25 protein-coding genes are annotated in these 26047 nt (G+C 75.4%); 16 read left to right on the top strand and 9 right to left on the bottom strand.

Going from position 1 to position 26047, the window contains the following annotated elements; translation table 11 throughout:
• The first annotated feature begins 213 nt into the window (after positions 1 to 213).
• From BRM3_RS01010 to BRM3_RS00995, 4 genes are all read left to right on the top strand, one after another.
• Positions 214 to 1482, top strand: coding sequence for an acetoin utilization protein AcuC (locus BRM3_RS01010; protein WP_263594258.1), 1269 nt, complete (start codon positions 214 to 216; stop codon positions 1480 to 1482).
• Positions 1483 to 1518: 36 nt separating this feature from the next.
• The gene (locus BRM3_RS01005) at positions 1519 to 3384 is read left to right on the top strand and encodes a dynamin family protein (protein WP_263594257.1); all 1866 of its coding nucleotides are present in this window, start codon (positions 1519 to 1521) and stop codon (positions 3382 to 3384) included.
• Positions 3381 to 5078 (top strand): dynamin family protein, encoded by a 1698-nt coding sequence (locus tag BRM3_RS01000; RefSeq protein WP_263594256.1) that lies wholly within the window; start codon positions 3381 to 3383, stop codon positions 5076 to 5078. The genes BRM3_RS01005 and BRM3_RS01000 overlap by 4 nt, the downstream gene beginning before the upstream one ends.
• A gap of 141 nt (positions 5079 to 5219) precedes the next feature.
• Complete coding sequence (locus tag BRM3_RS00995; RefSeq protein ID WP_003792170.1) at positions 5220 to 5318, top strand: 30S ribosomal protein bS22; 99 nt, start codon at positions 5220 to 5222, stop codon at positions 5316 to 5318.
• A gap of 134 nt (positions 5319 to 5452) precedes the next feature.
• Here the strand turns inward: BRM3_RS00995 and BRM3_RS00990 are convergent, their stop codons facing one another.
• Positions 5453 to 5773: a glutaredoxin family protein gene (locus BRM3_RS00990; RefSeq protein ID WP_263594255.1), complete on the bottom strand. Its 321-nt coding sequence runs from the start codon at positions 5771 to 5773 to the stop codon at positions 5453 to 5455.
• Between the two features lie 197 nt (positions 5774 to 5970).
• The gene (locus BRM3_RS00985; protein WP_263594254.1) at positions 5971 to 6513 is read right to left on the bottom strand and encodes a YceI family protein; all 543 of its coding nucleotides are present in this window, start codon (positions 6511 to 6513) and stop codon (positions 5971 to 5973) included.
• Between the two features lie 166 nt (positions 6514 to 6679).
• Between BRM3_RS00985 and BRM3_RS00980 the strand changes: the two genes are divergently transcribed.
• The 6 genes from BRM3_RS00980 (at position 6680) to ccsB (ending at position 12087) form a co-directional block, all read left to right on the top strand.
• On the top strand, positions 6680 to 7219 hold the full coding sequence (locus tag BRM3_RS00980) for a MarR family winged helix-turn-helix transcriptional regulator (protein ID WP_263594253.1): 540 nt from the start codon (positions 6680 to 6682) through the stop codon (positions 7217 to 7219).
• A gap of 61 nt (positions 7220 to 7280) precedes the next feature.
• On the top strand, positions 7281 to 7928 hold the full coding sequence (locus tag BRM3_RS00975) for a histidine phosphatase family protein (protein ID WP_263594252.1): 648 nt from the start codon (positions 7281 to 7283) through the stop codon (positions 7926 to 7928).
• Positions 7925 to 8503 (top strand): TlpA family protein disulfide reductase, encoded by a 579-nt coding sequence (locus BRM3_RS00970; protein ID WP_263594251.1) that lies wholly within the window; start codon positions 7925 to 7927, stop codon positions 8501 to 8503. The genes BRM3_RS00975 and BRM3_RS00970 overlap by 4 nt, the downstream gene beginning before the upstream one ends.
• On the top strand, positions 8500 to 9264 hold the full coding sequence (locus BRM3_RS00965) for a cytochrome c biogenesis CcdA family protein (RefSeq protein WP_263594250.1): 765 nt from the start codon (positions 8500 to 8502) through the stop codon (positions 9262 to 9264). Before BRM3_RS00970 ends, BRM3_RS00965 begins: the two co-directional genes overlap by 4 nt.
• On the top strand, positions 9264 to 10952 hold the full coding sequence (gene resB, locus BRM3_RS00960) for a cytochrome c biogenesis protein ResB (protein WP_263594249.1): 1689 nt from the start codon (positions 9264 to 9266) through the stop codon (positions 10950 to 10952). Before BRM3_RS00965 ends, resB begins: the two co-directional genes overlap by 1 nt.
• Positions 10945 to 12087 carry a c-type cytochrome biogenesis protein CcsB gene (gene ccsB, locus BRM3_RS00955; protein ID WP_263594248.1) on the top strand — a complete coding sequence of 381 codons (1143 nt, stop codon included), beginning with the start codon at positions 10945 to 10947 and terminating at the stop codon, positions 12085 to 12087. Before resB ends, ccsB begins: the two co-directional genes overlap by 8 nt.
• Positions 12088 to 12510: 423 nt before the next feature.
• Here ccsB and BRM3_RS00950 read toward each other — a convergent pair whose 3' ends face one another.
• Entirely contained in the window at positions 12511 to 12879 is a 369-nt protein-coding gene (locus BRM3_RS00950; protein ID WP_263594247.1) for a PLD nuclease N-terminal domain-containing protein, read from the bottom strand.
• A gap of 169 nt (positions 12880 to 13048) precedes the next feature.
• Here BRM3_RS00950 and BRM3_RS00945 point away from each other — a divergent pair, with 169 nt between their 5' ends.
• Complete coding sequence (locus tag BRM3_RS00945) at positions 13049 to 13414, top strand: DUF4229 domain-containing protein (RefSeq protein ID WP_263594246.1); 366 nt, start codon at positions 13049 to 13051, stop codon at positions 13412 to 13414.
• A gap of 70 nt (positions 13415 to 13484) precedes the next feature.
• Here the strand turns inward: BRM3_RS00945 and BRM3_RS00940 are convergent, their stop codons facing one another.
• The 4 genes from BRM3_RS00940 to BRM3_RS00925 form a co-directional block, all read right to left on the bottom strand.
• Complete coding sequence (locus BRM3_RS00940; protein WP_263594245.1) at positions 13485 to 14381, bottom strand: 1,4-dihydroxy-2-naphthoate polyprenyltransferase; 897 nt, start codon at positions 14379 to 14381, stop codon at positions 13485 to 13487.
• A gap of 74 nt (positions 14382 to 14455) precedes the next feature.
• Positions 14456 to 15778, bottom strand: a complete 1323-nt coding sequence (locus tag BRM3_RS00935; RefSeq protein WP_263594244.1) for an AMP-binding protein — start codon at positions 15776 to 15778, stop codon at positions 14456 to 14458.
• Positions 15775 to 16758 carry a 1,4-dihydroxy-2-naphthoyl-CoA synthase gene (locus tag BRM3_RS00930; protein ID WP_263594243.1) on the bottom strand — a complete coding sequence of 328 codons (984 nt, stop codon included), beginning with the start codon at positions 16756 to 16758 and terminating at the stop codon, positions 15775 to 15777. Before BRM3_RS00930 ends, BRM3_RS00935 begins: the two co-directional genes overlap by 4 nt.
• Positions 16759 to 16818: 60 nt before the next feature.
• A complete protein-coding gene (locus tag BRM3_RS00925; protein ID WP_263594242.1) occupies positions 16819 to 17391 on the bottom strand; it encodes a GNAT family N-acetyltransferase in 573 nt (190 codons plus the stop codon).
• Positions 17392 to 17541: 150 nt separating this feature from the next.
• On the opposite strand from BRM3_RS00925, the gene BRM3_RS00920 reads away from it, so the two are divergent.
• The 3 genes from BRM3_RS00920 (at position 17542) to BRM3_RS00910 (ending at position 21941) form a co-directional block, all read left to right on the top strand.
• Positions 17542 to 18540, top strand: coding sequence for an o-succinylbenzoate synthase (locus BRM3_RS00920; RefSeq protein ID WP_263594241.1), 999 nt, complete (start codon positions 17542 to 17544; stop codon positions 18538 to 18540).
• Between the two features lie 4 nt (positions 18541 to 18544).
• Positions 18545 to 20227 (top strand): 2-succinyl-5-enolpyruvyl-6-hydroxy-3-cyclohexene-1-carboxylic-acid synthase, encoded by a 1683-nt coding sequence (gene menD / locus BRM3_RS00915; RefSeq protein ID WP_263594240.1) that lies wholly within the window; start codon positions 18545 to 18547, stop codon positions 20225 to 20227.
• Positions 20228 to 20753: 526 nt separating this feature from the next.
• Positions 20754 to 21941 (top strand): S1C family serine protease, encoded by a 1188-nt coding sequence (locus BRM3_RS00910; protein ID WP_263594239.1) that lies wholly within the window; start codon positions 20754 to 20756, stop codon positions 21939 to 21941.
• On the opposite strand, the gene BRM3_RS00905 is transcribed toward BRM3_RS00910, so the two are convergent.
• Positions 21925 to 23250: an isochorismate synthase gene (locus BRM3_RS00905; protein ID WP_263594238.1), complete on the bottom strand. Its 1326-nt coding sequence runs from the start codon at positions 23248 to 23250 to the stop codon at positions 21925 to 21927. The genes BRM3_RS00910 and BRM3_RS00905 overlap by 17 nt on opposite strands.
• Positions 23251 to 23387: 137 nt before the next feature.
• Between BRM3_RS00905 and BRM3_RS00900 the strand changes: the two genes are divergently transcribed.
• Positions 23388 to 24956 carry a cell division protein PerM gene (locus BRM3_RS00900; protein ID WP_263594237.1) on the top strand — a complete coding sequence of 523 codons (1569 nt, stop codon included), beginning with the start codon at positions 23388 to 23390 and terminating at the stop codon, positions 24954 to 24956.
• Here the strand turns inward: BRM3_RS00900 and BRM3_RS00895 are convergent.
• A complete protein-coding gene (locus BRM3_RS00895) occupies positions 24922 to 25332 on the bottom strand; it encodes a hypothetical protein (RefSeq protein WP_263594236.1) in 411 nt (136 codons plus the stop codon). The two genes, BRM3_RS00900 and BRM3_RS00895, sit on opposite strands and share 35 nt — an antisense overlap.
• Before the next feature lie 97 nt (positions 25333 to 25429).
• On the opposite strand from BRM3_RS00895, the gene purN reads away from it, so the two are divergent.
• Complete coding sequence (purN, locus tag BRM3_RS00890; protein ID WP_263594235.1) at positions 25430 to 26011, top strand: phosphoribosylglycinamide formyltransferase; 582 nt, start codon at positions 25430 to 25432, stop codon at positions 26009 to 26011.
• Positions 26012 to 26047: the final 36 nt, after the last annotated feature.

Genomic DNA, 26047 nt, shown 5'->3' with positions numbered 1-26047 from the left:
CTCCGGCGGGCGGCCTGCTCGCCGCTGCTGCCCCGCGCGGGACGACGCGGACGGGTGTCGCTCACGTCCGCCTCCTCCCCTCGGGCCCGCCGTGCTCACGACGGCAGGGGGAGTCTACGTGGCAGGAGACCACCGGGCGCGGTGCATGCCCGGGGGCGTCGTGCTGGGGGAGCGCCCCTGCTCGGTCGGCCGGGCGCGGGCTAGTCTGCGCCCATGAGCTCACCGGAGAGTCCTCGTCCGGGCGCGTCCCGCGCACAGCGGGAGGCGGCCCCCGATCGCACGGCCGTCGTGTGGGAGGACGCGCTCGCCGCCTACGACTTCGGGGCCGGGCATCCCATGTCCCCGGTCCGACTGGAGCTGACCGCGGAGCTGTGCCGCGCCTCGGGCCTGTTCGACCGTGACGACGTGTCCCTCCTGCCCGCCCCCGTCGCCTCCGACGACCAGCTGCGTGCCGTGCACGACGACGAGTTCGTCGCCGCCGTGCGCGCCGCCTCCGACCCCGTGACGCGCCCTGCCGAGACCGAGCTCGCGCCGTACGGCCTCGGCAGCGAGGACACGCCCGTGTTCACCGGCATCCATGACGCGAGCGCGCGCCTCGTGGGCGGCACCCTGCAGGCGGTCGAGGCGATCGAGAGCGGCGCCGTGCGCCGCGCCGTCAACTTCAGCGGCGGCATGCACCATGCGCGCGCCTCCCAGGCCGCCGGGTTCTGCGTCTACAACGACGCCGCGATCGGGATCCTCCACGCGCTCGCCCTCGGGGAGCAGCGCATCGTCTACGTCGACCTCGACGTCCACCACGGCGACGGCGTCGAGCGCGCCCTGTGGGACGAGCCGCGCGCCGTCACCGTCTCCCTCCACGAGTCGGGCGAGCTCCTCTTCCCCTGGACCGGCTTCGTGCAGGACACCGGCGGTCCCGGGGCGCCCGGCTCGGCCGTGAACGTCCCGCTGCCCGCGCACACCACCTCCGAGGGGTGGCTTCGCGCGATCGACGCGGTCGTGCCCGCGCTCGTGCGCGCCATCCGGCCCACCCTGCTCGTGACCCAGCACGGCGCCGACACCCATCGCGACGACCCGCTCGCCGATCTCGCCGTGACCGTCGAGGCGCAGCAGGCCGCGATGGCCATGATGCGGGACCTCGCCGAGGAGGTGTGCGGCGGCCGCTGGCTCGCCCTCGGCGGCGGCGGGTACTCCGTCACGGACGTCGTGCCGCGCTCGTGGACCAACCTCGTGGCGACCGCGATCGGCGAGCCGATCGATCCGTCCCGCCCGCTTCCCGCGGAGTACGTCGCCCGGGTCGGCGAGCTCGCTCGCGCCCACGGGCTCGCGCTCCCGCATCATCTGGTCCGCCACGGCGACGGGTCCACCCCGGTGCTGCGGCCCTGGGCGGCCGGCTTCGACCCTGGGGACGATCTCGATCGCCGCATCCAGGCCGCGCGCCGCGTCGCCTTCCCCGAATGGGGCCTCGATCCCTACTACGACTGACCCCTCGATGACCGACCCCCTGCCACAATGGCGGCCATGAGCACCCCGTCCGCTGCCGGCACCCGCGTCCTCGACGCGCTCGCCGTGCACCTGCGCCAGGTGCACCTGCCGCTGCCCGTCGAGGGGGCCGAGCGGGGACGCCGCGACGTCGCGGCCGCCCTCGCCCAGCTTGCCGACCACGTCGCCCCGCGCCTGGACTCCCTGGACGCCCCGCTGCTCGTGGTCGTCGGCGGCTCGACCGGCGCGGGCAAGTCCACCATCGTCAACGCGCTCGTGGGCAGGCCCGTCACCCGCGCCGGCGCGATCCGCCCCACCACGCGCCAGCCGATCCTGCTGCACCACCCCGAGGACGCCGCCTGGTTCGCGGGCAGCCGCATCCTGCCCGGCCTCGCCCGCGTGGACGTCGGCGGCGGGCCCGTCGACGGGGCGACCGCGGCGGCCGCGCCCGCCCCCGCCGCGCCCGCCCCCGCCGCCGAGGGCGACGCGGCGGCGACCTCCCTCGTGCTCGCCGCCGACCCCGCCGTGCCCCGCGGGCTGGCCCTGCTCGACGCCCCCGACATCGACTCGGTGTCCGCGGGCAACCGCGAGCTCGCGCGCCAGCTGCTGCGCGCAGCCGACCTGTGGCTGTTCGTGACCACCGCCAACCGCTACGCCGACGCCGTGCCGTGGGAGGTGCTGCGCACGGCCGCCGCGCGCGACGTGACCGTCGCGGTGGTCATGAACCGGATCCCGCCGCGCCCGGGCGTCGCCGAGGAGCTCTCCGCGGACCTGCGCTCCCTCCTCGAGCGCGACGGGCTGGGTGCGGCCCGCCTGTTCCTCATCGACGAGTCCCCGGTCGACGACCGCGGCATGCTCGAGGCGGGCACGGTCGCGGAGATCGGCACGTTCTTCGGCGCCCTGGCCGCCGACGCCGCCGAGCGCGGGGCCATCGCGCGCCGCACCCTCGCCGGGGCGGTGGCCGCGCTCGCCGGCTCGGCGCGCGCGGTCGCGGCCCACGTGGACGCGCAGGAGGACGAGGTGGCCCGGCTCGGCGCCGAGGTCGACGCGGCCTTCGCGGACGCGCGGGAGAGGATCGACGCGGTGCTCGGCGACGGCTCGCTGCTGCGCGGCGAGGTGCTCGCGCGATGGCAGGACGTCGTCGGCACGGGGGAGCTGTTCCGCGGCATCGAATCGGCCTTCGGACGGGTGCGCGACCGCCTCGCCGGCGTGCTGCGGGGCGAGCCCGCCCCGGCCGTCGCCGCCGAGAACGCGCTCGAGACCGGCCTCGTGCACGTCGTGATCGACGAGACCGCCCGGGCCGCCGAGCGCACCGACACGGCGTGGCGGATCACGCCGAGCGGCCGGGCCCTGATCGACGGCGACGACCTCTCGCGCATCCCCGACGCCTACCGCGGCGAGGTCGCCCAGGCCGTGCGCGCGTGGCAGGGCGACGTGCTCGAGCTCGTGCGCAGCGAGGGCGCCGACCGCCGCACCCGGGCGCGCGTGCTCTCCCTCGGCGTCAACGCCGTCGGCGTCGCCCTCATGGTCGTCGTGTTCGCCTCGACCGCGTTCATCCCGACCGGCCTCGAGGTCGGCACGGGGGCGGCGACCGCCGTGATCGGCCAGAAGCTGCTCGAGACGATCTTCGGCGACGAGGCCGTGCGTCGCCTCGCGCGCACGGCCCGGACGGCCCTCGCGACCCGGCTCGACCAGCTCGTCGCCGAGCGGGCCGAGCCGTTCCGCGCCCGCCTGGACGTGCTCGAGGACGCCGTGACCTCCGACGAGCTGCTCGGGGACGCCCGCGCCCTCGAGCAGCTCGCCGCCGCCGTGCGGGGCGACCGCGCCGAGACGCCGGGAGCGGGCCGCGCCGCCGACGCGCACGGCTCCGGCCCCGATCCCGGCGCCGATCGGGCCGAGGCATGAGGGCCGCCCGCAGCGGCGGCCCCGGCCTCGCCGAGCGTGCCGGGGCCCTGGGCCGCGCTGCAGACATGCTCGACGGGATCGCCCCGGACGGCCCCCTCGCCCGGGCGCGCGAGACCGTCGAGCGCGTGGGCGGACGCTCGGCCCTCTCGGCCGAGCACACCGTCGTCGGTGTCTTCGGCGCGACGGGCTCGGGCAAGTCCTCGCTCGTCAACGCGATCGTGGGAGCCGCTGTCACCCGAGCCGCCGTGCGCCGGCCCACGACCTCGGCGCCCGTCGCGGCGGTCGTCGGCGCGAGCGGCAGCGAGCCGCTGCTCGACTGGCTCGAGGTCGCCGACCGCCACGTCCTCGAGGACCCCGGGACCCCTCTCGTGCGCGCCGTCGAGCAGGCCTCGACCGGGCGGCACGGGCGTCGGCTCCGCGGCGTGGACGAGAGCGCACGCCCCGGGCTGATCCTCCTGGACCTTCCCGATCTCGACTCGGTCGAGCTCGCCAACCGCGAGACCGCCGAGCGCATGACGGGGCTCGTCGACGTGATCGTGTGGGTCACCGATCCGCAGAAGTACGCCGACGACGTCCTGCACCGCCAGTTCGTCGCCCCCTTCGCCGCGCACGACGCGACCACCCTCGTGGTGCTCAACCAGGTCGACCGCGTCCGCCCCGGTGATCGCGCGGCCGTCCTGGCCTCCCTCGAGCGTCTCGTCCGGCTCGACGGGGTGGGCTCGGCCCCCGTGCTCGCGGCGTCCGCCGAGACGGGGGAGGGGGTCGAGGAGCTCCGCGAGCGCCTCGTCGTGCTCGCGGCGGGACGCGAGGCGTCCGCGGCGCGGCTGCGCGCCGACGTCATGGGTGCCGCCGTCGCGCTGCGCGAGGCCGCCCCGGTCGGCGAGCTCCCGGCCCAGGTGCGGGGTGCCGACGTGCGCCGCCTCGTCGAGGATCTCGGCGCGGCCGCGCGGGTCGACGCCGTCTCCGAGGCCGCGGCGCGGTCCTACCGCCATCGTGCGGCCGGCGAGCTGGGCTGGCCGCCGCTGCGGTGGATCCGGCGCCTGCGGCCGGACCCCCTGCGCAGGCTCGGGATCGGCCAGGGCGCCGTGCCCGGCGAGCTGTCGCGCACGTCCCTGCCCGCCCCCGACGCCGCGACGAGCGCGCGGGCCTCGGGCGGCGTGCGCGGCTTCGCCGACGCCACGAGCGCGGGAGCGGGGGAGGCCTGGCGCGCGGCCGTGCGCCGCGCCGCCCGGGCGCACGCGGACGAGCTGCCCGACGCCCTCGACCAGGCGGTCGCGGGCGCCGACCTCCGTGCGCAGCGCCGCTCGTGGTGGTGGCGTGTGCTCGGCGTGATCCAGTGGCTCGCGCTCGCCACGGCGGTCGTGGGGCTGGGCTGGCTCACCCTCGTCGCCGTGCTCGGCTACCTGCAGATCCCGGCCCCGCCGATGCCGACCGTCGACGGCCTCGGGGTTCCCGTGCCGCTCCCCACGGCGCTGCTCGTCCTCGGCCTGGGGGTGGGCATCCTGCTCGCCCTCGCCGGCGGCGCGATCGCTGCCCTCGCCTCCCGCCTCGAGCGTCGGCGCGTCCGTCGGCTGCTCGGCGAGCGGGTGCGCGCCGTGGCCGAGCGCCTCGTGGTCGAGCCCGTCGAGGACGTGCTGGACCTCGGGCGCGATGCTGCGACCGATCTCTCGCTCGCCGCGGGCGACCGCCGCTGAGGCGGCCATGTACCATGGATCGTTGTCTGCCGCACGACGGGTGGCCGGGTGATCGCCTCACCGATCACGACCGGCTCCGCAGCCCTCCGCGCGGCCCCAGACCTGAGCGTCCGTCGAACCGAGCGAAGAACTGAGGCACCTATGGGTTCCGTCATCAAGAAGCGTCGTAAGCGCATGGCCAAGAAGAAGCACCGCAAGCTGCTGCGCAAGACGCGCCACCAGCGCCGCAACAAGAAGTGAGCGCCCGTGCGCCGCGGGGGTGACCACCCCGCCGCGCACGACCACGAGGCCGCCCCGGGATCCGTCCCGATGGGCGGCCTTCGTCATGCCGGGCCTGGCGACACGGCGCCCGCGAGGCGCGCGGGCGCCGCTCCTCACCCGCCCGGCAGCAGGCGGCGCCAGCGCGGCCCGGGCCGCAGGGCGCGCCGCAGCGAGGTCGCGTCGACGCGATAGCGGGCGACGACCCGGCCGTCGACGGCGACGACCGGCACCTGGTCGCCCCACGCCGCGCGCACCGCGGGATCGGCGTCGACGTCCACGCGCTCGACGGTCGCGCCCGCCCGCCGGGCCTCCTCGAGCACGACGGGGCGCGCCGCGTCGCACAGATGGCAGCCGTCCCGGTCCAGCAGCATGACGCGGGCGTCCGGCTCGGACGGGACGGGCAGGGGCGCGGGAGCAAGCGGAGAGTCGGCCACGGTGCGAGCGTAGGCCAGCAAGCCAGCAAGCCGGCAAGCCGGCAAGCCGGCAAGCCAGCAAGCCAGCACGCCAGCAAATCAGAAAGCCGTGCCGACGCACGAGCGGGCCGCCCACCCGGAGGTGGACGGCCCGCGAGCCGACGCCGACGCTTGAGGGGCACGGCGCCCTGTCCCGGCAGCCCGGGGCACGAGGGGGCTCAGGCGGCGGTGGGCGCCGCGAACTCCGCCTCGATCGAGATCTTGACCTCGTCGCCGACCAGCACGCCGCCGGCCGCGAGGGCCGCGTTCCAGGTCAGCCCGAAGTCCTTGCGGGAGATCGAGGTGGACCCGGTGAAGCCCGCGCGGTACACGCCGAACGGGTCGGTGATGGCGCCCTCGAAGTCGTAGTCGAGCTCGACCTGCCGGGTCACGCCGTGCAGGGTGAGGTCGCCCGTGATCGCCTTCGAGTCGACCGAGGTCGTGGTGAAGGTCATCTCCGGGTAGGTCTCGGCCTCGAAGAAGTCGCCCGAGCGCAGGTGGTTGTCGCGGTCCGCGTTGCCCGTGTCGACCGAGGCGATCGCGACGGTCGCGGTGAACTTCAGGTCCTCGAGGGACTCGCCGACCTCGAGGGTGGCGCTGACCTCGCCGAAGCTGCCGCGCACCTTGGAGATGCCGGCGTGGCGCACGGTGAAGCCGACCTCGGAGTGGGCGGGGTCGAGGTTCCAGGTGCCCTGGGTGAGGCCTTCGGGAAGAGCGGTCATGGGAGATCTCCTTACAGGAACGTCGGGGGCGGGCCGTCCGACGGACGATCCCGGGCCGTCGGGTGCGGGGCGCGCCCACGGCATTACTTGAAAGCTAAACCAATATGCGGCACAATGCAACCATCCGCGCGAGCGGGATCACACGACCACCGGGAGGACGGCAGAGGTGACCGAGACGACGACCGAGCCCGCGGACGCGACCACGCGTCCCTCGCGGGACGACGTGCAATGGCTGGGCGAGAGCGAGCAGATCGCGTGGCGCACCTTCATCTTCGGGGCGACCTCGATCCTCGACCGGCTGTCCCAGCTGCTCGAGTCCGACCCGCGGATCGACCTGACGTTGAGCGAGTACGAGATCCTGGTGCGGCTCTCGGAGTCCGAGCACCACCGCATGCGCATGTCGGACCTCGCCGATCGCGTGGTCCACTCGCGGTCGCGCCTGACCCACACCGTCTCGCGCATGGAGAAGCGCGGGCTGCTCGCACGGGTCCGCTGCGTCGCCGACGGGCGCGGCCGTGAGGCCGCGCTCACCGACGAGGGCATGGCCCTGCTCGAGCGCGCAGCGCCCATCCATGTGCAGTCCGTGCGCGACGTGCTGCTGGACCCGCTCGGCCACGACGACTTCCTCGAGCTCGGCCGGATCGTCGGACGCACCCTCGGCCACGAGGTCCCGTGCCTGCCCGCGAGCACGTCACACGGTCGCTGAGCCTCGCAGGATCCCCTGTTACGGTGACGCCATCGATCACACGGTGAGGTCACGCGCGCCCATGAGCACCACCACGGTCCATCTCGTCCGCCACGGCGAGGTGCACAACCCCGGGAAGATCCTCTACGGACTGCTCCCCGGCTTCCGCCTGTCCGAGCGGGGCACCCGGATGGCCCGCCTCGCGGCCGATCATCTGGCCACGGCGGACGTCACGCATGTCGTCGCCTCCCCGCTCCTGCGCGCCCAGCAGACGGCCGCGCCCATCGCGCAGGCGCACGGGCTCGAGATCGAGACCGACCAGCGGCTCATCGAGTCCGGCAACCACTTCGAGGGCCTGCGCGTCGGCCACGGCGAGGGCAGTCTCGCCAATCCCCGCCACTGGCCCTACCTCGTCAACCCGCTGCGCCCCTCGTGGGGGGAGGCGTACCGCAGCCAGGAGGCGCGCATGGTCGCCGCGGTGCGCGATGCGCGGATCGCCGCCGAGGGCCACGAGGCGGTCATCGTCTCCCACCAGCTCCCGATCTGGATCACCCGACTGTCCGCCGAGCGCCGTCCCCTCGTGCACGACCCGCGGCGTCGCCAGTGCGGCCTGTGCTCGGTGACGAGTCTGCATTTCGTGGACGGCCACCTCGCCGACATCTCCTACGCCGAGCCCGCCGCGGCCCTCTACCCGGGCGCGGTCGACGCCACCGGAGGCAAGCTCACATGACCCGCCCCACCCGGCGCGGCGTGCTCGCGGGGGGTGCGCTCGCGGCCGTCTCGACCGTGCTCGCGGCCTGCGGCACCGACACGTCCTCGCGCTACGACACCGGCTATGTCGCGGGCGACGGCGTCTCCCAGGAGATCGACGCCGCCGACCGCGGCGAGGCCCTCGAGTTCTCGGGCACCACCTACGAGGGCGAGGCCTTCGACTCCCACGACCACCTCGGCTCCGTGCTCGTGGTCAACGTCTGGTACGCGTCGTGCGCCCCGTGCCGGGAGGAGGCGCCGAACCTCAAGGCGATCGCCGAGGACTACGCCGACCAGGGCGTCTCCTTCATCGGCGTCAACGTGCGCGACGAGGCGGGCCCGGCCCAGGCCTTCGAGAAGAAGTTCGCGATCCCGTACCCCTCGCTGCCCGACCTCGACGCCACCATCATGTACGCGCTGCGCGGCCAGGTCGCCCCCAACGCCGTGCCCTCGACGCTCGTGCTCGACAAGCAGGGGCGCGTGGCCGCCCGCATCTCCGGGGCCGCGGACCCGTCGACCCTGCGCGCGATGATCGACCGGGTGGTCGCCGAATGAGCCTCGCGGGCATCGGCGATCAGTTCTCGACCGCCGTCTTCTCGGGATCGCTGTGGGTCGCGATCGCGGTCGCCGCCGCGGCGGGCGTCGTCGCCTTCCTCTCCCCGTGCGTGCTGCCCGTCGTGCCCGGCTACCTCGGCTACGTGTCGGGGCTCGCCGGTCAGGAGGCCGACCGCTCCGACCGCACCCGGCGCATGCTGCTGGGCAGCCTGCTGTTCGTGGTCGGCTTCGCGCTCGTGTTCATGGCCCTCGGCGGCTTCGTGGGCGCCCTCGGGCACCTGCTGCAGGCCCACCAGGTGTGGATCAACCGGGTGGCCGGGGCGATCGTGATCCTGATGGGCCTCGTGTTCCTGGGCGTCTTCCCCTCGCTGTCGGGGGAGAAGCGGATCGCCTCGCGCCCCGACGCGGGGCTGTGGGGAGCGCCGCTCATGGGCATCATCTTCGGGCTGTCCTGGACCCCGTGCATGGGCCCCACCTACGCCGCGGTCGTCGCCCTCAGCTTCGACGGCGCGTCGGTCGGCCGCGGGGCCGCGCTCTCCCTCGCCTACTCCCTCGGGCTCGGGATCCCGTTCGTCCTGTTCGCCCTGCTGTTCCAGCGGGCCCTCGGGGCGAGCCGCTTCCTGTCCCGGCATCGCCGCACCATCTCCCTGCTGTCCGGCGCGCTCCTGATCGCCATCGGCGTGCTGCTCCTGACCGGCCAGTGGAGCGCCTGGATGGGACAGCTGCAGGGCGCCGTCGCCGGCTTCGAGCCGGTGGTGTGATGGCGCGCCGCACCGACGACCCCACCGACATGGAGGATGCGACCACGGATACCGAGCCGACTCCGACGCCGACGACGCGAGGACGCGCGGCGCGCGCGCCGCGGCGCCGTGCGGACACGCCGCGCGCCGCGCTTCCCCGGCTCGGGCTGCGCGGCACCCTGCTGTTCCTGTGGCGCCAGCTGACGAGCATGCAGACCGCCCTCGTGCTGCTCATGCTGCTCGCGATCGCGGCCGTGCCCGGGTCGCTGTACCCCCAGCGCAGCGTGAACTCGACGCTCACCGAGCAGTACCTCGCCGAGAACGGGCGCTGGGCCCGCTTCCTCGACACGCTCGGCTTCTTCGACGTGTTCTCCTCGCCGTGGTTCTCCGCGATCTACCTGCTGCTGTTCATCTCCCTCATCGGCTGCGTCGTGCCGCGACTGGGCGTGCTCGTGCGTCAGCTGCGCTCGCGCCCGCCGCGCACCCCGCTCCGACTCGAGCGCTTCGCCGGCTACACGCGCGTCGAGCTCGAGCCCGAGCGCGCCGACGAGGTCCAGGACCGTGCGGAGCGCACGCTCCGGCGCCGCCGCTACCGCACCCTGCGGGCCGGGGAGAAGCGCGGGGGCTCGATCGGCGCCGAGCGCGGCTACCTCCGCGAGGCCGGCAACCTGCTGTTCCACGTGGCCCTGCTCGGGGTCCTGGTGGGCGTCGCCGGTGGCCACCTCACCCAGTACCGGGGCCAGATCACGGTGGTCGAGGGGGAGGGGTTCTCCAACTCCCTGGCCCGCTACGACTCGTTCCAGTCGGGTCCCTGGTTCGACCGCTCCGACCTGCCGGACTTCCAGTTCACGCTCGACGACTTCCGCGCCAGCTACGACACGAACCCGAGCGAGCACGAGTTCGGCCAGCCGCGCATGTTCGAGGCCGACGTCGCGGTCACCGAGCCCGACGAGAAGCCCTACACGCAGACCGTGCGCGTCAACCAGCCGCTCCAGCTGCCGGGAGCGAGCATGTACCTGCTCGGCAACGGCTACGCGCCGATGGTCACGATCACCGACCCCGAGGGCAACGTCGTCGCCGAGGGGCCCGTCATCACCATCCCGCGCGACTCGATGTACACCTCGATGATGGTGCTCAAGGCCCCCGACGCCGAGCCCGAGCAGATCGCGGCCGTCGGGATCTTCATGCCGACCGCCGAGATCGACGAGAGCGGCCCCCACTCGCGCTTCCCCGACCTGATCGACCCGCAGCTCGCGCTGTCGTTCTACACAGGCGATCTGGGGCTCGACGGCGGGGTGCCCAAGAACGCGTACGAGATCGACGTCTCCACGCTCACGCCCATGACCGAGAGCGACGGCGACCAGGTGCTGCTGCGCATGTCCCCGGGGGACAGCGCGAAGCTCCCCGACGGCTCGACCGTGTCCTTCGACGGCGTCAAGCGCTACGCGGCCTTCGACATCAAGCACGACCCTTTCCAGACGTTCACGCTCGTCATGGCCCTGCTCGCCGTGCTCGGCCTGACCCTGTCGCTGTTCGTTCCGCGCCGTCGCCTGTGGGTGCGCGTGACCCGTCCGGAGGATGGTCCCGCCGTGCTCGAGGTGGCGGGATTGGCACGGAGCGAGGATCATCAGGTGGACGTGGCCGTCGCCGACCTGGTGCGCAGGCTCGGCGAGGACCCAGACCCCTCAGGAGGCACCCCCCGTGAGTGACCAGCTGTCCGCCCAGGTCTCGAACCTGCTGTTCGTGGTCGCGATCGCCGTGTACGTGCTGGCCATGATCGGCTTCGCCGCCGACCTCGCCGGCAGCGCCCAGCGCCACTCCGACGCGCGCCTGGCGCGTCGCGAGCGGGCGCGCGAGCGCGTCGCCGCGTCCGGGGGCAGCGGCGTGGCCGTGCTCGAGCACGAGGCCCCCGCCGACGAGGAGCCGTCGCCTACGACCTCGGGCGGCATGAGCGCGGGCTCCTTCGCGCTCGTGATGACGGCGGCGGCCGCCGCGATGCACCTGGTCGCGGTCATCCTGCGCGGGGTCGCGACCCACCGCGTGCCGTGGTCGAACATGTACGAGTTCGCGATGACCGGCAGCGCCGTGGTCGTGATCGTCTTCCTCGTGGTCGTCGCCCGCCGTCGCGACATGCGGGTGCTGGGCACCTTCATCGTGCTGCCGATGCTGATCCTCATGCTGATCGCGCAGCTGTTCTGGTACCTGCCGGCCGCGGCCCTCCCGCCGAGCCTGCAGAACTCCCACTGGCTCGTGATCCACGTGCTCATCGCGATCCTCGCGACCGCGCTGCTGACCGTCGGTGCGGTCGCCTCCGTGCTGCAGCTGATCCAGGCCCGGCGCGAGAAGAACGCGGCGGCCATGATGGCCGGAGCCGTCGGCGGCGCGGGCGTCGCGGGCACGGCGACCGACGCGGCAGGGATCGACGAGACGGAGATCGGCGCTGCGGACGGCACCGAGGCCTCGACCGCGGGTTCGCGTCGCGGGGGGCGCTTCTCCAACGCGGTCGGAGCGGTGATGGACCGTCTCCCGTCCTCGAGCGAGCTCGAGGCCTTCGCGTTCCGCATCCACGCCGTCGGCTTCGTGCTGTGGACCTTCACCCTCATCTTCGGGGCCATCTGGGCGTCCAACGCCTGGGGCCGCTACTGGGGCTGGGACCCCAAGGAGGTGTGGACCTTCGTGGTCTGGGTGGTCTACGCGGCCTACCTCCACGCGCGTGCGACGGTCGGCTTCCGCGGCAACCGCGCCGCGTGGTTCGCCCTCGTCGGCTTCGCGTGCATCATCTTCAACTTCACGATCGTCAACACGGTCATCAACGGCCTGCACTCCTACTCCGGCCTGACCTGAGTCTGAGCCGGGTGTGCCGGACCGAGCACACGCCGCCTCGAGATCGCCATATCGGGCGGAACTCGCGAAGAGTTCCGCCCGATATGGCGATCTCGTCGTACGCGGCCGTGCCGATTCCCCCCGGACAGGGCGATCTCGATGATCGAGCACGCGAGATGCCCGAGGGGAGCGTCACGCCAGCAGGGCCCACGCGCAGTCTCGGACCCGACGGCGCCCACCGGCCGAGGCTGTGGTGCCCAGCGGTGGGGCGGTGTGGCCGGGCTGCGACGGACGAGACCCGCGCAGCGTCGGATCGGCCGCGGCTGGGCCCTTGTGGCCGCGATGTGCCCCGGAGCGGACCGTCGGCGCTCTGCCACGGTCCGTGAGCGGGCTCGTGCCGGCGACGGGAGCCGAAGGCGGTCCGGGCCTCAGGTCGCGGGCAGCTCAGGCCGGGGAAGGCGGTCCGTCGTCGCCGTGACGGTCCCGCTGCTCGCGCTCGCGCCGCTCGCGGCGGATCTCCTCATCGAGCCGGCGCAGGAAATCGGGATCCTCGTCGGGAGCGAGAGGGCCTGAACGGCCGGGGGCAGGCCGGCCGCGGGAGCCGTTGCGTGCGCCCAGGTCATCGGCACCGGGCGTCCGGTCCTTGCCCACGAGCAGCCACGTGATCGGGCCGACCCAGGGGATCAGCACCACGAGGATGATCCACGCCCACTTCGGGATCCCGCGCACCCGGGAGTCCGCGGTCTGGATGCAGTCGGCGAGAGCGAAGACCGTGAGGGCGATGGAGGCGACGGCCAGGAGGGCGCGGGGCATGAGTCCAGTCTAGGTCGGGCCGCTGGACGTGCGCCGGGACGCCGTGGCAGGTCCGACCGCCCGGTCCGGCGCCGCGACCGATCCACCACGACACCTCGCGACAGCCCCGGATCGACGCCCACCTCGCCGGCGCCGCGCCTCCCAGGCTCGCGCGTCTACCCTGAACCCCATGCGCGATGTGCTCGTCTACTCCCTGCTGCGCCTGGCGATCCTCGCCGGCGTCTGGTGGCTGCTCTACACCCTGACGTCCTTCGGCTTCTACCTCTCGGGCATCCTGGCCGCGCTCATCGCGCTGCTTCTGTCGATCCTGGTGCTGCGTCGGCCGCGGAACCAGGCCGCCGAGCGCTGGCAGCGGGCCGACGAGAGGCGCCGCGCGCGCAAGGGCGAGAAGCACGACGAGGACGCGGACGAGGAGGACGCCCTCATGGACGCCGAGGTCGGGAGCACGCCCGCGCCGGACGACGAGGACACGGCCGGGAAGGCCGACGAGCAGACCGCCTCGGCGACGCGGCGTCGGGGCGATGCCTCCCGCTGACCTCGCAGTCTCCTGCCGGTCGCGCTCTCCCGCCGACCATGACGCGTGCTGCTGACCGCTGCGCCCGCGCTCAGACGGCGAGGCCGATCAGCAGCAGGAGCGAGAACACGAGCTCGAGGCGCCCCGTGCCCCCGAGCACCGGGATCAGGGCGCGCCCCGCCGCGCCCGCCAGCACGAGCCGCACCGGCACCACCGCGAGGGGCAGGGCGAGCAGCACGAGCAGCGTCGGCCACTGCACGACCATGACCGGGATCAGGAGCACGAAGGGGAGCAGCGTGCACGCCGCGAACAGCAGCCGCGTCCGGCGATCGCCCAGGCGCACCGCGAGCGTGTGCTTGCCGGACACCGTGTCCGAGGGGATGTCCCGCAGGTTGTTGGTGACGAGCACGGCGACCGCGAGCAGCCCGATCGCGCAGGCCGCGAGCAGCGCGACCCAGGAGAAGCGCAGCGTGATCGCGTAGGCCGTGCCCATCACGGCCACGAGCCCGAAGAACACGAAGACGAACACCTCGCCGAGCCCCATGTAGCCGTAGGGCCGTGTGCCGCCCGTGTAGAACCACGCGGCGAGCACGGCGGCCGCCCCGACGACGAGCATCCACCACGCGCCGGCCATCGCGGTGAGGACCACGCCCAGGACCCCGCCGATGCCGAGCGCGAGCACGGCGGCGCGCTTGACGGCCCCCGGTGCGGCGGCGCGGGAGCCGGTCAGCCGGAACGGGCCGACCCGGTCGTCGTCGGTGCCGCGCACCCCGTCGGAGTAGTCGTTGGCGTAGTTGACGCCGATCTGGAGCGCGAGGGCGACCCCGAGGGCCACCAGGGCACGTGCGACGACGGTGCCCGCCCCGACGTCGAGGCCCAGGTGCCCGATCTGCTGGAGCGCGGCGCCCGTGCCGGCGGCCACGGGGGCGACGGCGGCGGGCCAGGTGCGCGGGCGCGAGCCCTCGACCCACTGGAAGAACGTGGCCACGGACTGCCTTCCTGTTCGGTGACGGTCGCCGCGGATCGGAGCGGCCGGTGACGCGGCGATGGCCGGCCCGGCGCTCAGCGGCAGCGGGAGCTCGCGATCCGGCGGGCGGCGGACCGATCGATCTTACCGATGCCGAGCAGCGGGATCTCCTCGACGAGCAGCGTGGTCTTGGGCACGGCGTGCGCGGGCAGCAGGCTGTGGCGCAGCGCCGTCGGGACCAGCTCGGCGAGCATCGTGCGCTCGGCCGCGCTCGTCCCGGGGGTCGGGGCCACGAGGGCGACGAGCCGCTCCCCCCACTCGGGGTCGGGCACGCCGACGACGACCCGCCCGGCGAGACGCCCCTCGAGATCGGGATGCGCGTCGAGCGCCCGCTCGACGTCCTGGGGGAGGACCTTGCGCCCGCCCGTCACGATCACGTCGTCCGCGCGGCCGAGGATCTCCAGGCGCCCGTCCTCGATCCGGGCGAGATCGGAGGTCACGAACTCGCGGCCCTCGGGGGAGGTGCGGAACGTGCTGGCCTCGGCCGTGCCGTTCGCATGCACGTAGCCGAGGGCGAGGGTGGGGGAGGCGATGACGAGGCGGCCGGTCCCGTCCGGGGTCGACACCGCCGCCCCGCCGTCGCCGGAGGAGCCGGGGTCGGCGAGGCGCAGGCGCACGCCGTCGAGCGGTGCGCCGTCGTACACGCAGCCGCCCGCCGTCTCGCTCGAGCCGTAGGTCGTGCATGCGGCGACCCCCGCCGCCCGGGACCGGCCCAGCAGCGCAGGGGGCGTGGCCGCGCCGCCCAGCAGCACGGCCTCGAAGCGTCCCAGCAGCTCGATCGCGCGCGCCCCGGCTCGCGAGCGATCCGCGAGCAGCCGGGCCAGCTGGGTGGGGACGAGGGAGGTGAAGGCCGCGACGCCGAGGGCCTCGGCCTCGGCGAGAGCGGGCTCGGCGGCGGCCGTGAACGCGTCCGCGTCGAAGTGCGTCGCGAGGGCGGGCAGCTCACCGGGCAGGAGGGGCCCGGGACGATCACGCAGCTCGGCGGCCCGCCAGGCACGGGCGATCACCTGGATGCCCGCGATGTGCGTGGGCGGCAGCAGGGGCAGCCACAGCCCGTGCCCGCGGGCGGGGCCGGCGTCGCCGCCGAGGCGACGGGCCGTCGCGTCCTGGCTCGCCACGAGCGCGGACAGGGCCAGCGCGACCGCCTTGGCGCCCCCGGTCGAGCCGGAGGTCGGCACGACCAGGGCCGTCTGCTCGAGCTCGGCGGGCAGGGAGGCGGGCGGCGCGAAGGGACCCAGCCACAGGCGGCCCTCGCCGCGCATCATGGCCCCGACGGCCTCGACGTGCTCGGTGAGCGAGGCGGGCGTGCCGTGGAACGGGGCCGGCCGCAGCCACGATGTCCGGAGCGCGCCGCTCATCCCTGGGGGTGCCCGAAGGCGGACCAGTCGGGGGCGCGGTGCTCGAGGAACGCGTCGCGCCCCTCGACCGCCTCGTCGGTCATGTAGGCCAGGCGGGTGGCCTCGCCCGCGAAGACCTGCTGGCCCATCAGCCCGTCGTCGGCGAGGTTGAAGGCGAACTTGAGCATGCGGATCGCCTGGGGGGACTTGGTCGCGATCGTCGCCGCCATCGCGAGCGCCTCGTCCTCGAGGCGGGCGTGGTCGACCACGCGGTTGACGCCGCCGAAGCCGTAGGCGTCCTGGGCCGAGTACTCCTCGGCGAGGAAGAAGATCTCGCGGGCGCGCTTCTGGCCGACCTGCTTGGCGAGGTACGCGCTGCCGTAGCCGCCGTCGAAGGAGCCGACGTTCGCGTCGGTCTGCTTGAAGCGGGCGTGCTCGCGCGAGGCGATCGAGAGGTCCGCGACGACGTGCAGCGAATGACCGCCGCCGGCCGCCCAGCCGTTGACCACGGCGATCACGACCTTGCCCATCGTGCGGATCAGGCGCTGGACCTCGAGGATGTGCAGGCGCCCGGCCTGCCCGGCGCGCACGGTCGCGGAGTCCTCGCCGTCGGCGTACTGATAGCCCGAGCGTCCGCGGATGCGCTGGTCGCCCCCCGAGCAGAAGGCGCGGCCGCCGTCGCGCTCCGAGGGGCCGTTGCCGGTCAGCAGGATCACGCCCACCCCGGTGTCCAGCCGGGCATGGTCGAGGGCGCGGTACAGCTCGTCGACCGTGTGGGGGCGGAACGCGTTGCGGACCTCGGGACGGTCGAAGGCGATCCGCACGCACGGCAGGTCGCGCGGCGCGCCCCCGGTGCGGTCCACGGCCCGGTGGTAGGTGATGTCGGTGAAGGCGGGGCCCACGAGCTCCGCCTCGCCGATGTCGCGCCAGCGCGTGGGGTCGAAGGTCTCCGAGACGAGGGCGGGCAGCGCGGGGGCGCCGATGGGGGTGGTGTCGGGCATGGGTTCAGGGTAGACGCGTCCGCCCCGGCGTACGGCTCGTCCCGGAGACCGGGAGGGCGCTCAGGCGTCCTGCCACGGGAGGGGTGCGGTGCCCGCCGCCGGGTCGCTGCGCAGCCGCCCGTAGGCCAGGACGTCGACCCGCTCGCCGCCGATGAGGAACTTCGCCCGTTCGCGGCCCTCGACGAGGAATCCCGCGGCGCGGGCCACCGCCCCCGAGGCGGGGTTGTCGACGCGATGCCCCAGCTCGAGGCGTTCGAGGCCCCACCCGCCGGCGGCCACGGGGGCCAGCGCCCGATCGCACACCGTGGCGACGGCGCGCGAGGTCAGGGAACGCCCGCGGTGGGTCGTGTGCATCCAGTAGAAGACCCAGCCGCTGCGGTTGCCCGCGTCCACGCTCACCCCCACGAGCCCGACGAGCGCGTCGGCGACGGTGATCGCGACCGCCTCGCGACCACCGGTCAGGAGCCAGTCGACGTACTGCCGGGCGCTGTCGAGATCGCTCACGTCGCCCTGGCGGCCCATGTCGGCGCTCGCGGCGAAGGCGGCACGGACGGCCGGGGCGTCGTCGGCGCGGACGCGGCGCAGGGCGATGCGGGCGGGGCCCGAGGGACGGGGAACGGCGGCGGTGCTCATGTCCCGATCCTCCCATCGTCGTGCGAGAGTGGAGGCGGGCCCGGCAGCGGGCCCTGCCGACGGCCCCGCCCGTCCGACCCCGTCGTCCAGCCCAGGAGGCCCCGTGCCGCGTCCCCACCGCCCCGTCCGCCGCGTCGCACGGACCTGGGCATGAGCGAGCTCGCCGTCCCGGCGCCGCTGCGGGAGCGGGGCATCGAGCGGGCCGTGGCCTACGCCGTGCCCATGACGACGCGCTTCCGGCGCATCACGGTGCGCGACGGGGTGCTGCTCGACGGGCCGGCCGGCTGGAGCGAGTTCTCGCCGTTCTGGGACTACGACGTCCCCGAGTCCGCGGCGTGGCTCGCCGCGGCCGTCGAGGACGCCACGACCGAGCGTCCCGCCCCCCGGCGCGACCGCGTCCCCGTCAACGTCACCGTGCCCGTCGTCCCCCCGCAGCGGGCACGGGAGATCGCGCTCGTCGGAGGCGCGGGCACCGCGAAGGTCAAGGTCGCCGACCCCGGCTCGTCGCTCGCCGAGGACGCCGCCCGGCTCGCGGCCGTGCGCGAGGCGATGGGGCCGCAGGCCCGCATCCGCATCGACGCCAACGCCGCCTGGAGCCGCTCCGAGGCGCTCGCCGCGATCCCGGTCCTCGACCGTGCCGCGGGCGGCCTCGAATACGTCGAGCAGCCCGTCGCGACGCTCGAGGACCTCGCGGCCGTGCGCCGCGGGGTCGACGTCCCGGTCGCCGCCGACGAGCTCGTCCGCCGCGCCGAGGACCCGCTGCGCGTGGCCCGCGCGGGCGCCGCGGACCTGCTCGTGATGAAGGTCCAGCCACTCGGCGGCATCCGCCGCTGCCTGGCCCTCGCCGAGGCCGCCGGGCTGCCCGTCGTCCTCTCCTCCGCGCTCGAGACCGGCATCGGCCTGTCCGCAGGCGTCGCCGCCGCGGCGGCCCTGCCGGAGCTGCCCTTCGCGTGCGGCCTGGCCACCGGCGCCCTCCTGACGGCGGACGTGGTCAGGCCCGCCCTGCGCGCCACCGCCGGCTCCCTGCCCGTGTGCCGGCCGGTCCCCGACGAGGAGCTGCTCGCGTCCGCGAGCGCCGACGCGGACCTCGCCGCCCGCTGGCAGCGCCGCCTCGACGCCTGTGCGGCCCACGCCCTCCCGCTACCCTGACGCCATGACCGCACCCGAGGAGATCCCCGACCGCATCGACGCCCCCGGGCCGGTCGGCTCCGGCGCGGTCGAGGAGGCGACGGTGATCCTGCGGACCCTCGCGGCCCTCGGCGTGCGCGACCTCGTGATCGCCCCCGGCTCGCGCAGCGCCCCCTTCGTCTACGCCCTCCAGGACGAGCAGCTGGCGGGGCTCGTGCGCGCCCACGTGCGGATCGACGAGCGCGCGGCCGCCTTCACCGCCCTGGGCATCTCCCGCGCCGACCCGCGGCATCCCGGCGCCGTCGTCACCACCTCCGGGACCGCGACCGCCCACCTCCACGCCGCCGTGCTCGAGGCCCACCACGCCGGGGTCCCCCTGCTCGTCCTGACCGCGGACCGGCCCGCCGAGCTCCGCGACACGGGCGCCAACCAGGCCACGCACCAGGCGGGGCTCTACGGGGACGCCGTGCGGTGGGCCTCCGACCTGCCCGCCCCCGCCGCCGGGAGGGCGACCCCCGCCGAGCTGCGCACGGCTGTGAACGCCGTCGCGCGCGCCGTGGCCGCCGCGACGGGGGAGCGGCCCGGGCCCGTGCACCTGAACGTCGGCCTGCGCGACCCGCTCACGCCCCGCAGCGCGCCCGCCGCCGCCGAGTCCCCCAGCATCGTCGTCACCCGGCGGGTCGCGCCGTCCGCGGTGCCCGGGGTTCCGATCCCGCTCACGGGACGCACGCTCGTGGTCGCGGGCGACGGCGCGGGACCCGACGCCCGCGCGTTCGCGGAGCGCCACCGCCTGCCGCTCCTGGCCGAGCCCTCCTCGGGCGCCCGCTCCGGTGACGCGATGATCGTCGGCTACCCCGAGCTGCTGGGCGAGGTGATGGCGAGCGCCGACCACCCGCTGCGGCCCGACCGCGCCGTCGTGTTCGGCCATCCCACCCTGTCCCGGCCCGTCGTCTCCGGGCTGCTCGGCGCCGACGACGTCGACGTGATCGTCGTCGACCGGGCGGGCACCTGGCCCGACGCGTCCCGGCGGGCCCGCCGCGTGGTGCCCGCCGCCGTCGGCGAGGAGACCGAGGAGGCCGCCGAGCGCCAGCAGCGCTACCTCGCGGCCTGGCGCGCCTCGGACGAGCCGGCCCCTCCTGCGACCTGGCAGGCCCGCGCGGCGCTCGCCGTGTGGGCCGCGAGCGGCCCCGACGACGTGCTCGTCGTGGGCTCCTCGAGCACCGTGCGCGACCTCGAGCGGCACGCCCCCGCGACCGCCGCCACGATCGTCGCCAACCGCGGTCTCGCCGGGATCGACGGCCTGATCTCGACCGCGTCGGGCTACGCCCTCGCCCGTCGCCGCCCCGCCGGGCGCGTGCGCGCCCTCATCGGGGACCTCACCGCGCTGCACGACCTCACCGGCCTGCTCATCGGCCCCGACGAGGTCGAGCCCGAGCTCGACATCGTGGTCCTCGACGACGACGGCGGCCGGATCTTCTCCGGACTCGAGCACGTCGCCGCCCCGCCCGCGGTGCTCCGCCGCTTCTTCACGACCCCGCACGGCGTCGACCTCGCGGCGGCCGCGGCCGCGCTCGGGGTGCCGGCCCGTCCGGTGGACGCCGACGGCCTGGCGGACGCCCTCGCCGAGCCCGCCTCGGGGCGCCGGATGCTCGTGGTCCAGGACCTCGTGGTCCAGGAATCTGTCAGCGCAGTCCCGGAAACCCCTTGACATCGTGTGGTCTGCTGTGGCGGCGCGGGGGATCCCCGCCTCGTCCGATCACAGGAGCCGTGCCATGACCACCGATCCGTCCTCGACGCCGCAGCCCGATCCCTCGCGCCCGGCGCCCTGGCCGCCCGTGCACGAGCCGTCCGGCGCCGACCGCGCGTCCGCCGGGGACCACGCGGCACGGCCCGGCACGGAGCGCCCGGCCGCGGACGGCGCCCCGGCGTCAGGCGGTGCGCAGACGTCGGGAGGCGACCCGGCGTCGGAGCCCACGCCCGCCGACGAGCAGCCCACGGACGTCTACCCGGCCTGGCCGACGCCGTCCGGCCCCGGCTGGTCGGCTGGCTCCGCGACCGAGGGAGGACGCACGCCCGAGGCCGGCCCCGCGGCGTACGGGCGACCGGCGCCGTACGGACAGCCTGAGGCCTCCGGCCGGCCCGCATCGTACGGGCAGCCCGGGCCCTACGGATCGCCCGCCGCCCCGGGAGCATCCTCCACGTCGTACGGACAGCCTGCCGCCCCCGGATCCGCCATGCCGTACGGGCAGCCGGCGACCGCCGGCGCGGCCCCGGCCCCCGGTGCCCCGGCGCGGCGCCGCGGGCCCTCCTGGCCGGGGGTCATCGCGCTCGTCGCGGCCGGCTGCGTGCTCAGCACCGCGGGGACCCTCGGCGCCGTCGCCGGCTACGACGCCCTCACGGGCGACGGGGCCACGAGCGCGTCCTCGAGCAGCTCGACGGGCACGCACACCGGTTCCTCCGCCGGCTCGTCGGCGCCGGCCGCGGCGAGCGGCGACGGCTGGGAGTCGGTGGCCGCGTCGGTGTCGGAGAGCACCGTCGCGATCGAGGTCGCGACGGCCGGAGGAGCCGCCGAGGGCACCGGCATCATCCGCGACGACAAGGGCGACATCATCACCAACAACCACGTCGTGGCCGGCGCGAGCACGATCACCGTCACCCTCTCCGACGGCCGCGCCTACTCGGCGCAGCTGGTCGGGACCGACCCGAGCACCGATCTCGCCGTGGTCCGGCTCGACTCCCCGCCCTCGGGGCTGACCCCGGCCACGTTCGCCGACTCCTCGGACATCTCCGTGGGCGCGCCCGTGATGGCCGTCGGCACCCCGCTGGGCCTCGAGAACACGGTCACGACCGGCATCATCTCGGCCGTGCACCGGCCCGTCACGACGCTCGGCGAGGCCCAGGACCAGTCCGACGCGGCCTACACCTCGGCGCTCCAGACCGACGCGGCCATCAACCCCGGCAACTCGGGAGGCCCCCTCGTCGACTCCGCGGGCCAGGTCATCGGCGTCACGTCCTCGATCGCGGGGCTGGCCACCGCGGACTCCGCGACCCAGTCCGGCAGCATCGGCCTCGGCTTCGCGATCCCCTCGAGCACGGTCACGCTCATCACCGACCAGATCCTCGCCGACGGCTCCGCCCAGCACGCCCAGCTCGGCGTCACCGCCGCGGACGGCACGCAGGAGAAGGACGGCGCGACCTACAGCGGCGCCCAGGTGCGCTCGACCGTGGACGGCGGGGCCGCGGCCCAGGGCGGCATCCGCGCGGGCGATCTCATCGTCGACGTCGACGGGGTGCCGACCGACGGCGCCGCGGCGCTCACCGGCTACGTGCGCTCGCTCGCCGTCGGCTCGCAGCACACCGTGACGGTGCTGCGCGACGGGGCGCAGCAGGACGTGACCGTGACCCTCACGCGCGCGAGCTGACGCCTCGCAGGGCCGAGAGCACGGGACGGGTCTTGGCGAGGGCCTCGGCATGCTCGAGCACGGGGTCCGAGCCCTCGACGATCCCGCCCCCGGCCTGCAGGCGCACCGTGTCGCGGCCGAGCACGTGGGCCATGCGCAGGGCGATCGCCCACTGCCCGTCGCCGCTCGCGTCCATCCAGCCCACGGGGGCGGCGTAGCCGCCGCGGTCGTGCGCCTCGAGCTCGGCGATGATCGCGTCGGCGTCCTCGCGCGGCATGCCGCTGACCGCTGCCGAGGGATGCAGCGCCGCAGCCACGTCGAGGCTCGTGACGCCCTCGCGCAGCCGCGCGGAGACGTCGGAGGCCAGGTGCTCGAGGCCGGGCAGGCGCAGCACGAAGGGCTCGGGCGAGGCCTCGATCTCGTGGGCGACCTGGGTGAGGCGGCTCGTCACCGAGTCGAGGGAGAAGGCGTGCTCGGCGCGCTCCTTGGCGTCGGCGCGGAACGCACGACGGTCCTCCTCGGCGAGCTCCGCGCCCTCGGCGACGGGCCGGGTGCCGGCGAGCACGCGGCTGAACACCCGCCCGTGCTCCGTCTGGGCGAGCATCTCGGGGCTCGCACCGAGCACGTCGCTCGCCGCATACACCCACGTCGAGGCGTACGACTCGGCCAGGCGCCGCACGAGCGCGGCCCGTTCGACGGGCTCCGACAGGGTGACGGTGCTCGTCTCGGAGAGCACGACCTTCTGGGCCTCGCCGGCGCGGATGCGGTCGATCGCCGCCGCCACCAGGCCCTGGTACTCCCGTGGCGTGTGGTCCGGCTCGAGCTCGACCCGGGCGGCCGGCGCGACGGGCGTCGAGCCGAACAGGTCGCGCCAGTCGGCGGGGGAGCGGGGCGGCGCGCCCACGGCCACGACGGTGAGGAATGCCTCGCCCTCGCTCACCCCGAGGATCGCCCGCGGGATCACGAGCACGGACTCGCGCGGCGAGCTCGCGGCGTAGGAGAACGAGCCGAGCGCCACGAGGCCGGTGCCGCGCACCCGCACCTCGTCCTCGACGACGGCGCGCTCGGCGAGCTCGCGGAACGCGCGGGAGGCGTCGGCGAAGCGCGAGGGCCCGACGGCGGTCAGGCGCACGGCCTCGCCGAGCCCGACGAGCCCCTGGCGATGATGGATCCAGGCGGCCGTGAACTCGGCGGGGATGTGCGCGAGCAGGTCGACGTCGTCGTCGATCCGCTCGGTCCGCACGTACACCGGCTCGGTCGGGGCCGGGCCGGGGTGAACGAGAGGCGCCCCGGCCGAGACGGCGGGGCGCGGGGGCTGTGGCGTGCTCATCACCGGCCATTATGCGACACGCACCTCTGCGGCTGGACTTGGACGGGAGCGGCGACCAGCATGGACGGGTGCGAGCGGCCGACCCCGTCCCGGGGCGCCCCGCCTTCCCTCGAGCACCAGGAACGGACGGTCCCGTCGTGACGGCCAACAGCCCCGATCGCATCTCCTCGCCCTGCGTGATGGGTGCCATCGCGGCGCTGACGTCGCTCGTGATCGCGTGCGCGCTCGGCGTGGTCCCCGCCCTCGCCGCCGAGCTCGTCGCCGCCCGCTCCTCCTTCGGCGCGCTCGGCGCCGTGCTGCTCGGCATCGACGCCTTCGTGCTCGGCCACGGCGGGAGCCTGCAGCTGTCCGACAGTCCGATCGAGGGCACCGTGCACCTCGCGCCCCTCGGGCTCACCGTGCTGTTCGTGCTGAGCGCCGCGGCGTCGATGCGCCGCATGGGCCGCGCCCTCTCGCTCGTGCGCACCGACGGCGCCCTGCGGGCCGGTGCCCTGCGCGACGTCGCGGCCACCGCGACCGCCTTCGTGCTCGTCTACGCCGTCGGGGGCGGCGTGCTCGCCTCGATCGGACGCAGCCCGAGCGTGCACCCCGTCGTGTCGACCGCCGTGCTCGGCTGCGCCCTGGTGGCCGTCGTCGGCGCGATCGCCGGGATCCTGTGGTCCCTGCGCCGACGCGCCGCCGCGGGAGTCCCGGCCGTGCGCATCCTGGACCTGCTGCCCGCCCCGTACGACGCCGCGGCCCGCGGAGCCGCGATCGCCCTGCTCGGGCTCGCGGCCGTCTCGACCCTCACGGTCGTCGCGGCGCTCGTGCTGGGCTTCTCGCGGGCCGGCGCGATCTGGGAGCAGCTCGAGCCGGGGATCGTCGGCGGCATCGTGCTGCTCCTCCTCCAGCTCGCGCTCCTGCCCACCTTCTCGCTGTGGGCGCTCGCAGCCCTCCTGGGCGGCCACTTCACCGTGGGCGTGGGCACGGCGGTCTCGCTCGGCGCGTCCGAGCCCGGGGTGCTGCCCGCCGTGCCGCTGCTCGCGGTGCTCCCCGGCCCCGGCCACGCGCCCGGCTACGTCTGGCTCCTGCTGCTCCTCCCGATCGCGGCGCTCGCCGCGGGGGCGATCGCCGTCGTGCGCGAGGTCGCCGGCAGCCCCCTGCGCGTGCGCGCCGCCGCATGGGGCTCCTACGCCGTCGCCGTGCTCGTCGCGGTGCTGCTGCTGCTGGCTCTCGCGGGCGGCGCCATCGGCACCGAGCGGCTCCGTGAGATCGGCCCGGCGCTCGCCTCGGTGACCCTCCCGCTGCTGGCCATGATCGTCGGCACGCTCGGACTGGCCGTCCTCGTGCTCGACTCGCCCGTGATCGGCTGGGTGCGCTCGGGCGTCGGCGGTCTGCGCACGCGCGTCGAGCGGGCCGAGGCGCGCGAGCGCGGCACGGAGCCGGTGTCGGAGGATGCCGCGGAGCTGCACCGGCAGGGCGGGTCGCACACCGCGTCGAGCGGTGGGACCGACCCGCACGAGGGCCGGGGAGAGCGGGACACGAGCGGTGGAGCCGGAGGCACCGGCGACGCCGCGACCACCGCCCGGGCGGGCGCGGAGCCGACCGGGACGACGGGGACCGCGAGCGATTCGGACGACGCCGAGCCCGCCGGGCGTGCACGCGGCGCCGGGTCCGAGCACGGCGAGGGCGTCAGGAACCCAGCAGGGCGCTCATCCGCTCGGTGATCGCCGTCGTGCCCTGCTCGCGGCACTGCGTGAGCGAGGCCTGGGTCAGGGCGTCGCGCTGACACTCCTGCAGCTCGTGGAGCGGGCCGTAGAAGAGCCCGGACAGCAGGGTCGACCCCAGCAGGACGAGGCAGGCGGGCACCCCGACGAGGGCGGTGAACACCGCCGCCCCGCGCTGCCCGACGCGCCATCCCCGCGTCGTGACCTGCACGAGCAGCACGATCACGACGAGACCCACGGCCCCCGCCGCGAGCGCGTAGGGCAGCGGCGCGAGCAGCAGCGCCCACGCCACGAGCATCGCGATCGCCAGGCGTCCGAGGGCGCGGCGATACGTGCGCAGACGGTCGTCGTCACGGCGGGGCGCTGGCATGGTCACGCCCCCATTGTGCCGTGCGGGGCCGCCGTGTCCCGTCGCTGTCGAGGCAGGGTGGAACACCCCGCTCGCCGGGCGTGGATTCCCGTACCCTGAGCACGTGACAGACGCCTCTCCGGTCCCCGTCGCCGTGCTCATCTCCGGCACGGGGTCCAACCTGGCCGCCCTGCTGGCCGCCGCGGCGCGTCCCGGCGCCCCGTTCGCCGTGTGCGGCGTGCTCGCCGACTCCGAGGCTCCCGGCCTCGACCACGCTCGCCGCGCGGGCGTCCCGACCGCCGTCGTCCCGCTCGCGGACTTCTCCGACCGGCCCGCGTGGGACGAGGCGCTCGCCGCCGCCGTGCGCGCCGTGCGCCCCCGCCTCGTCGTGCTCGCCGGGTTCATGCGCCTCGTCGGAGCCCCGCTGCTCGAGGCCTTCCCGCACGCGATCATCAACACCCACCCCGCCCTGCTGCCCTCCTTCCCGGGGGCGCACGGGGTGCGCGACGCCCTCGCGTACGGCGTGAAGGTCACGGGCGCCTCGGTCATCGAGGTCGACGCGGGCGTCGACACCGGGCGCATCCTCGCCCAGCAGGCCGTCGCCGTGCACGACGACGACACCGAGGCGACGCTGCACGAGCGCATCAAGGAGGTCGAGCGCGTCATGCTCGTCGACGTCGTGACCTCCCTGACCTCGCCCCCGTGAGCCTCCGCCCTGAGCCGCCCACGCCGCCCCGTCCGC

It is taken from the genome of Brachybacterium huguangmaarense (genome assembly GCF_025725725.1).
Taxonomy (GTDB): Bacteria; Actinomycetota; Actinomycetes; order Actinomycetales; family Dermabacteraceae; genus Brachybacterium; species Brachybacterium huguangmaarense.
This window is presented reverse-complemented; position numbering and strand designations above follow the sequence as displayed.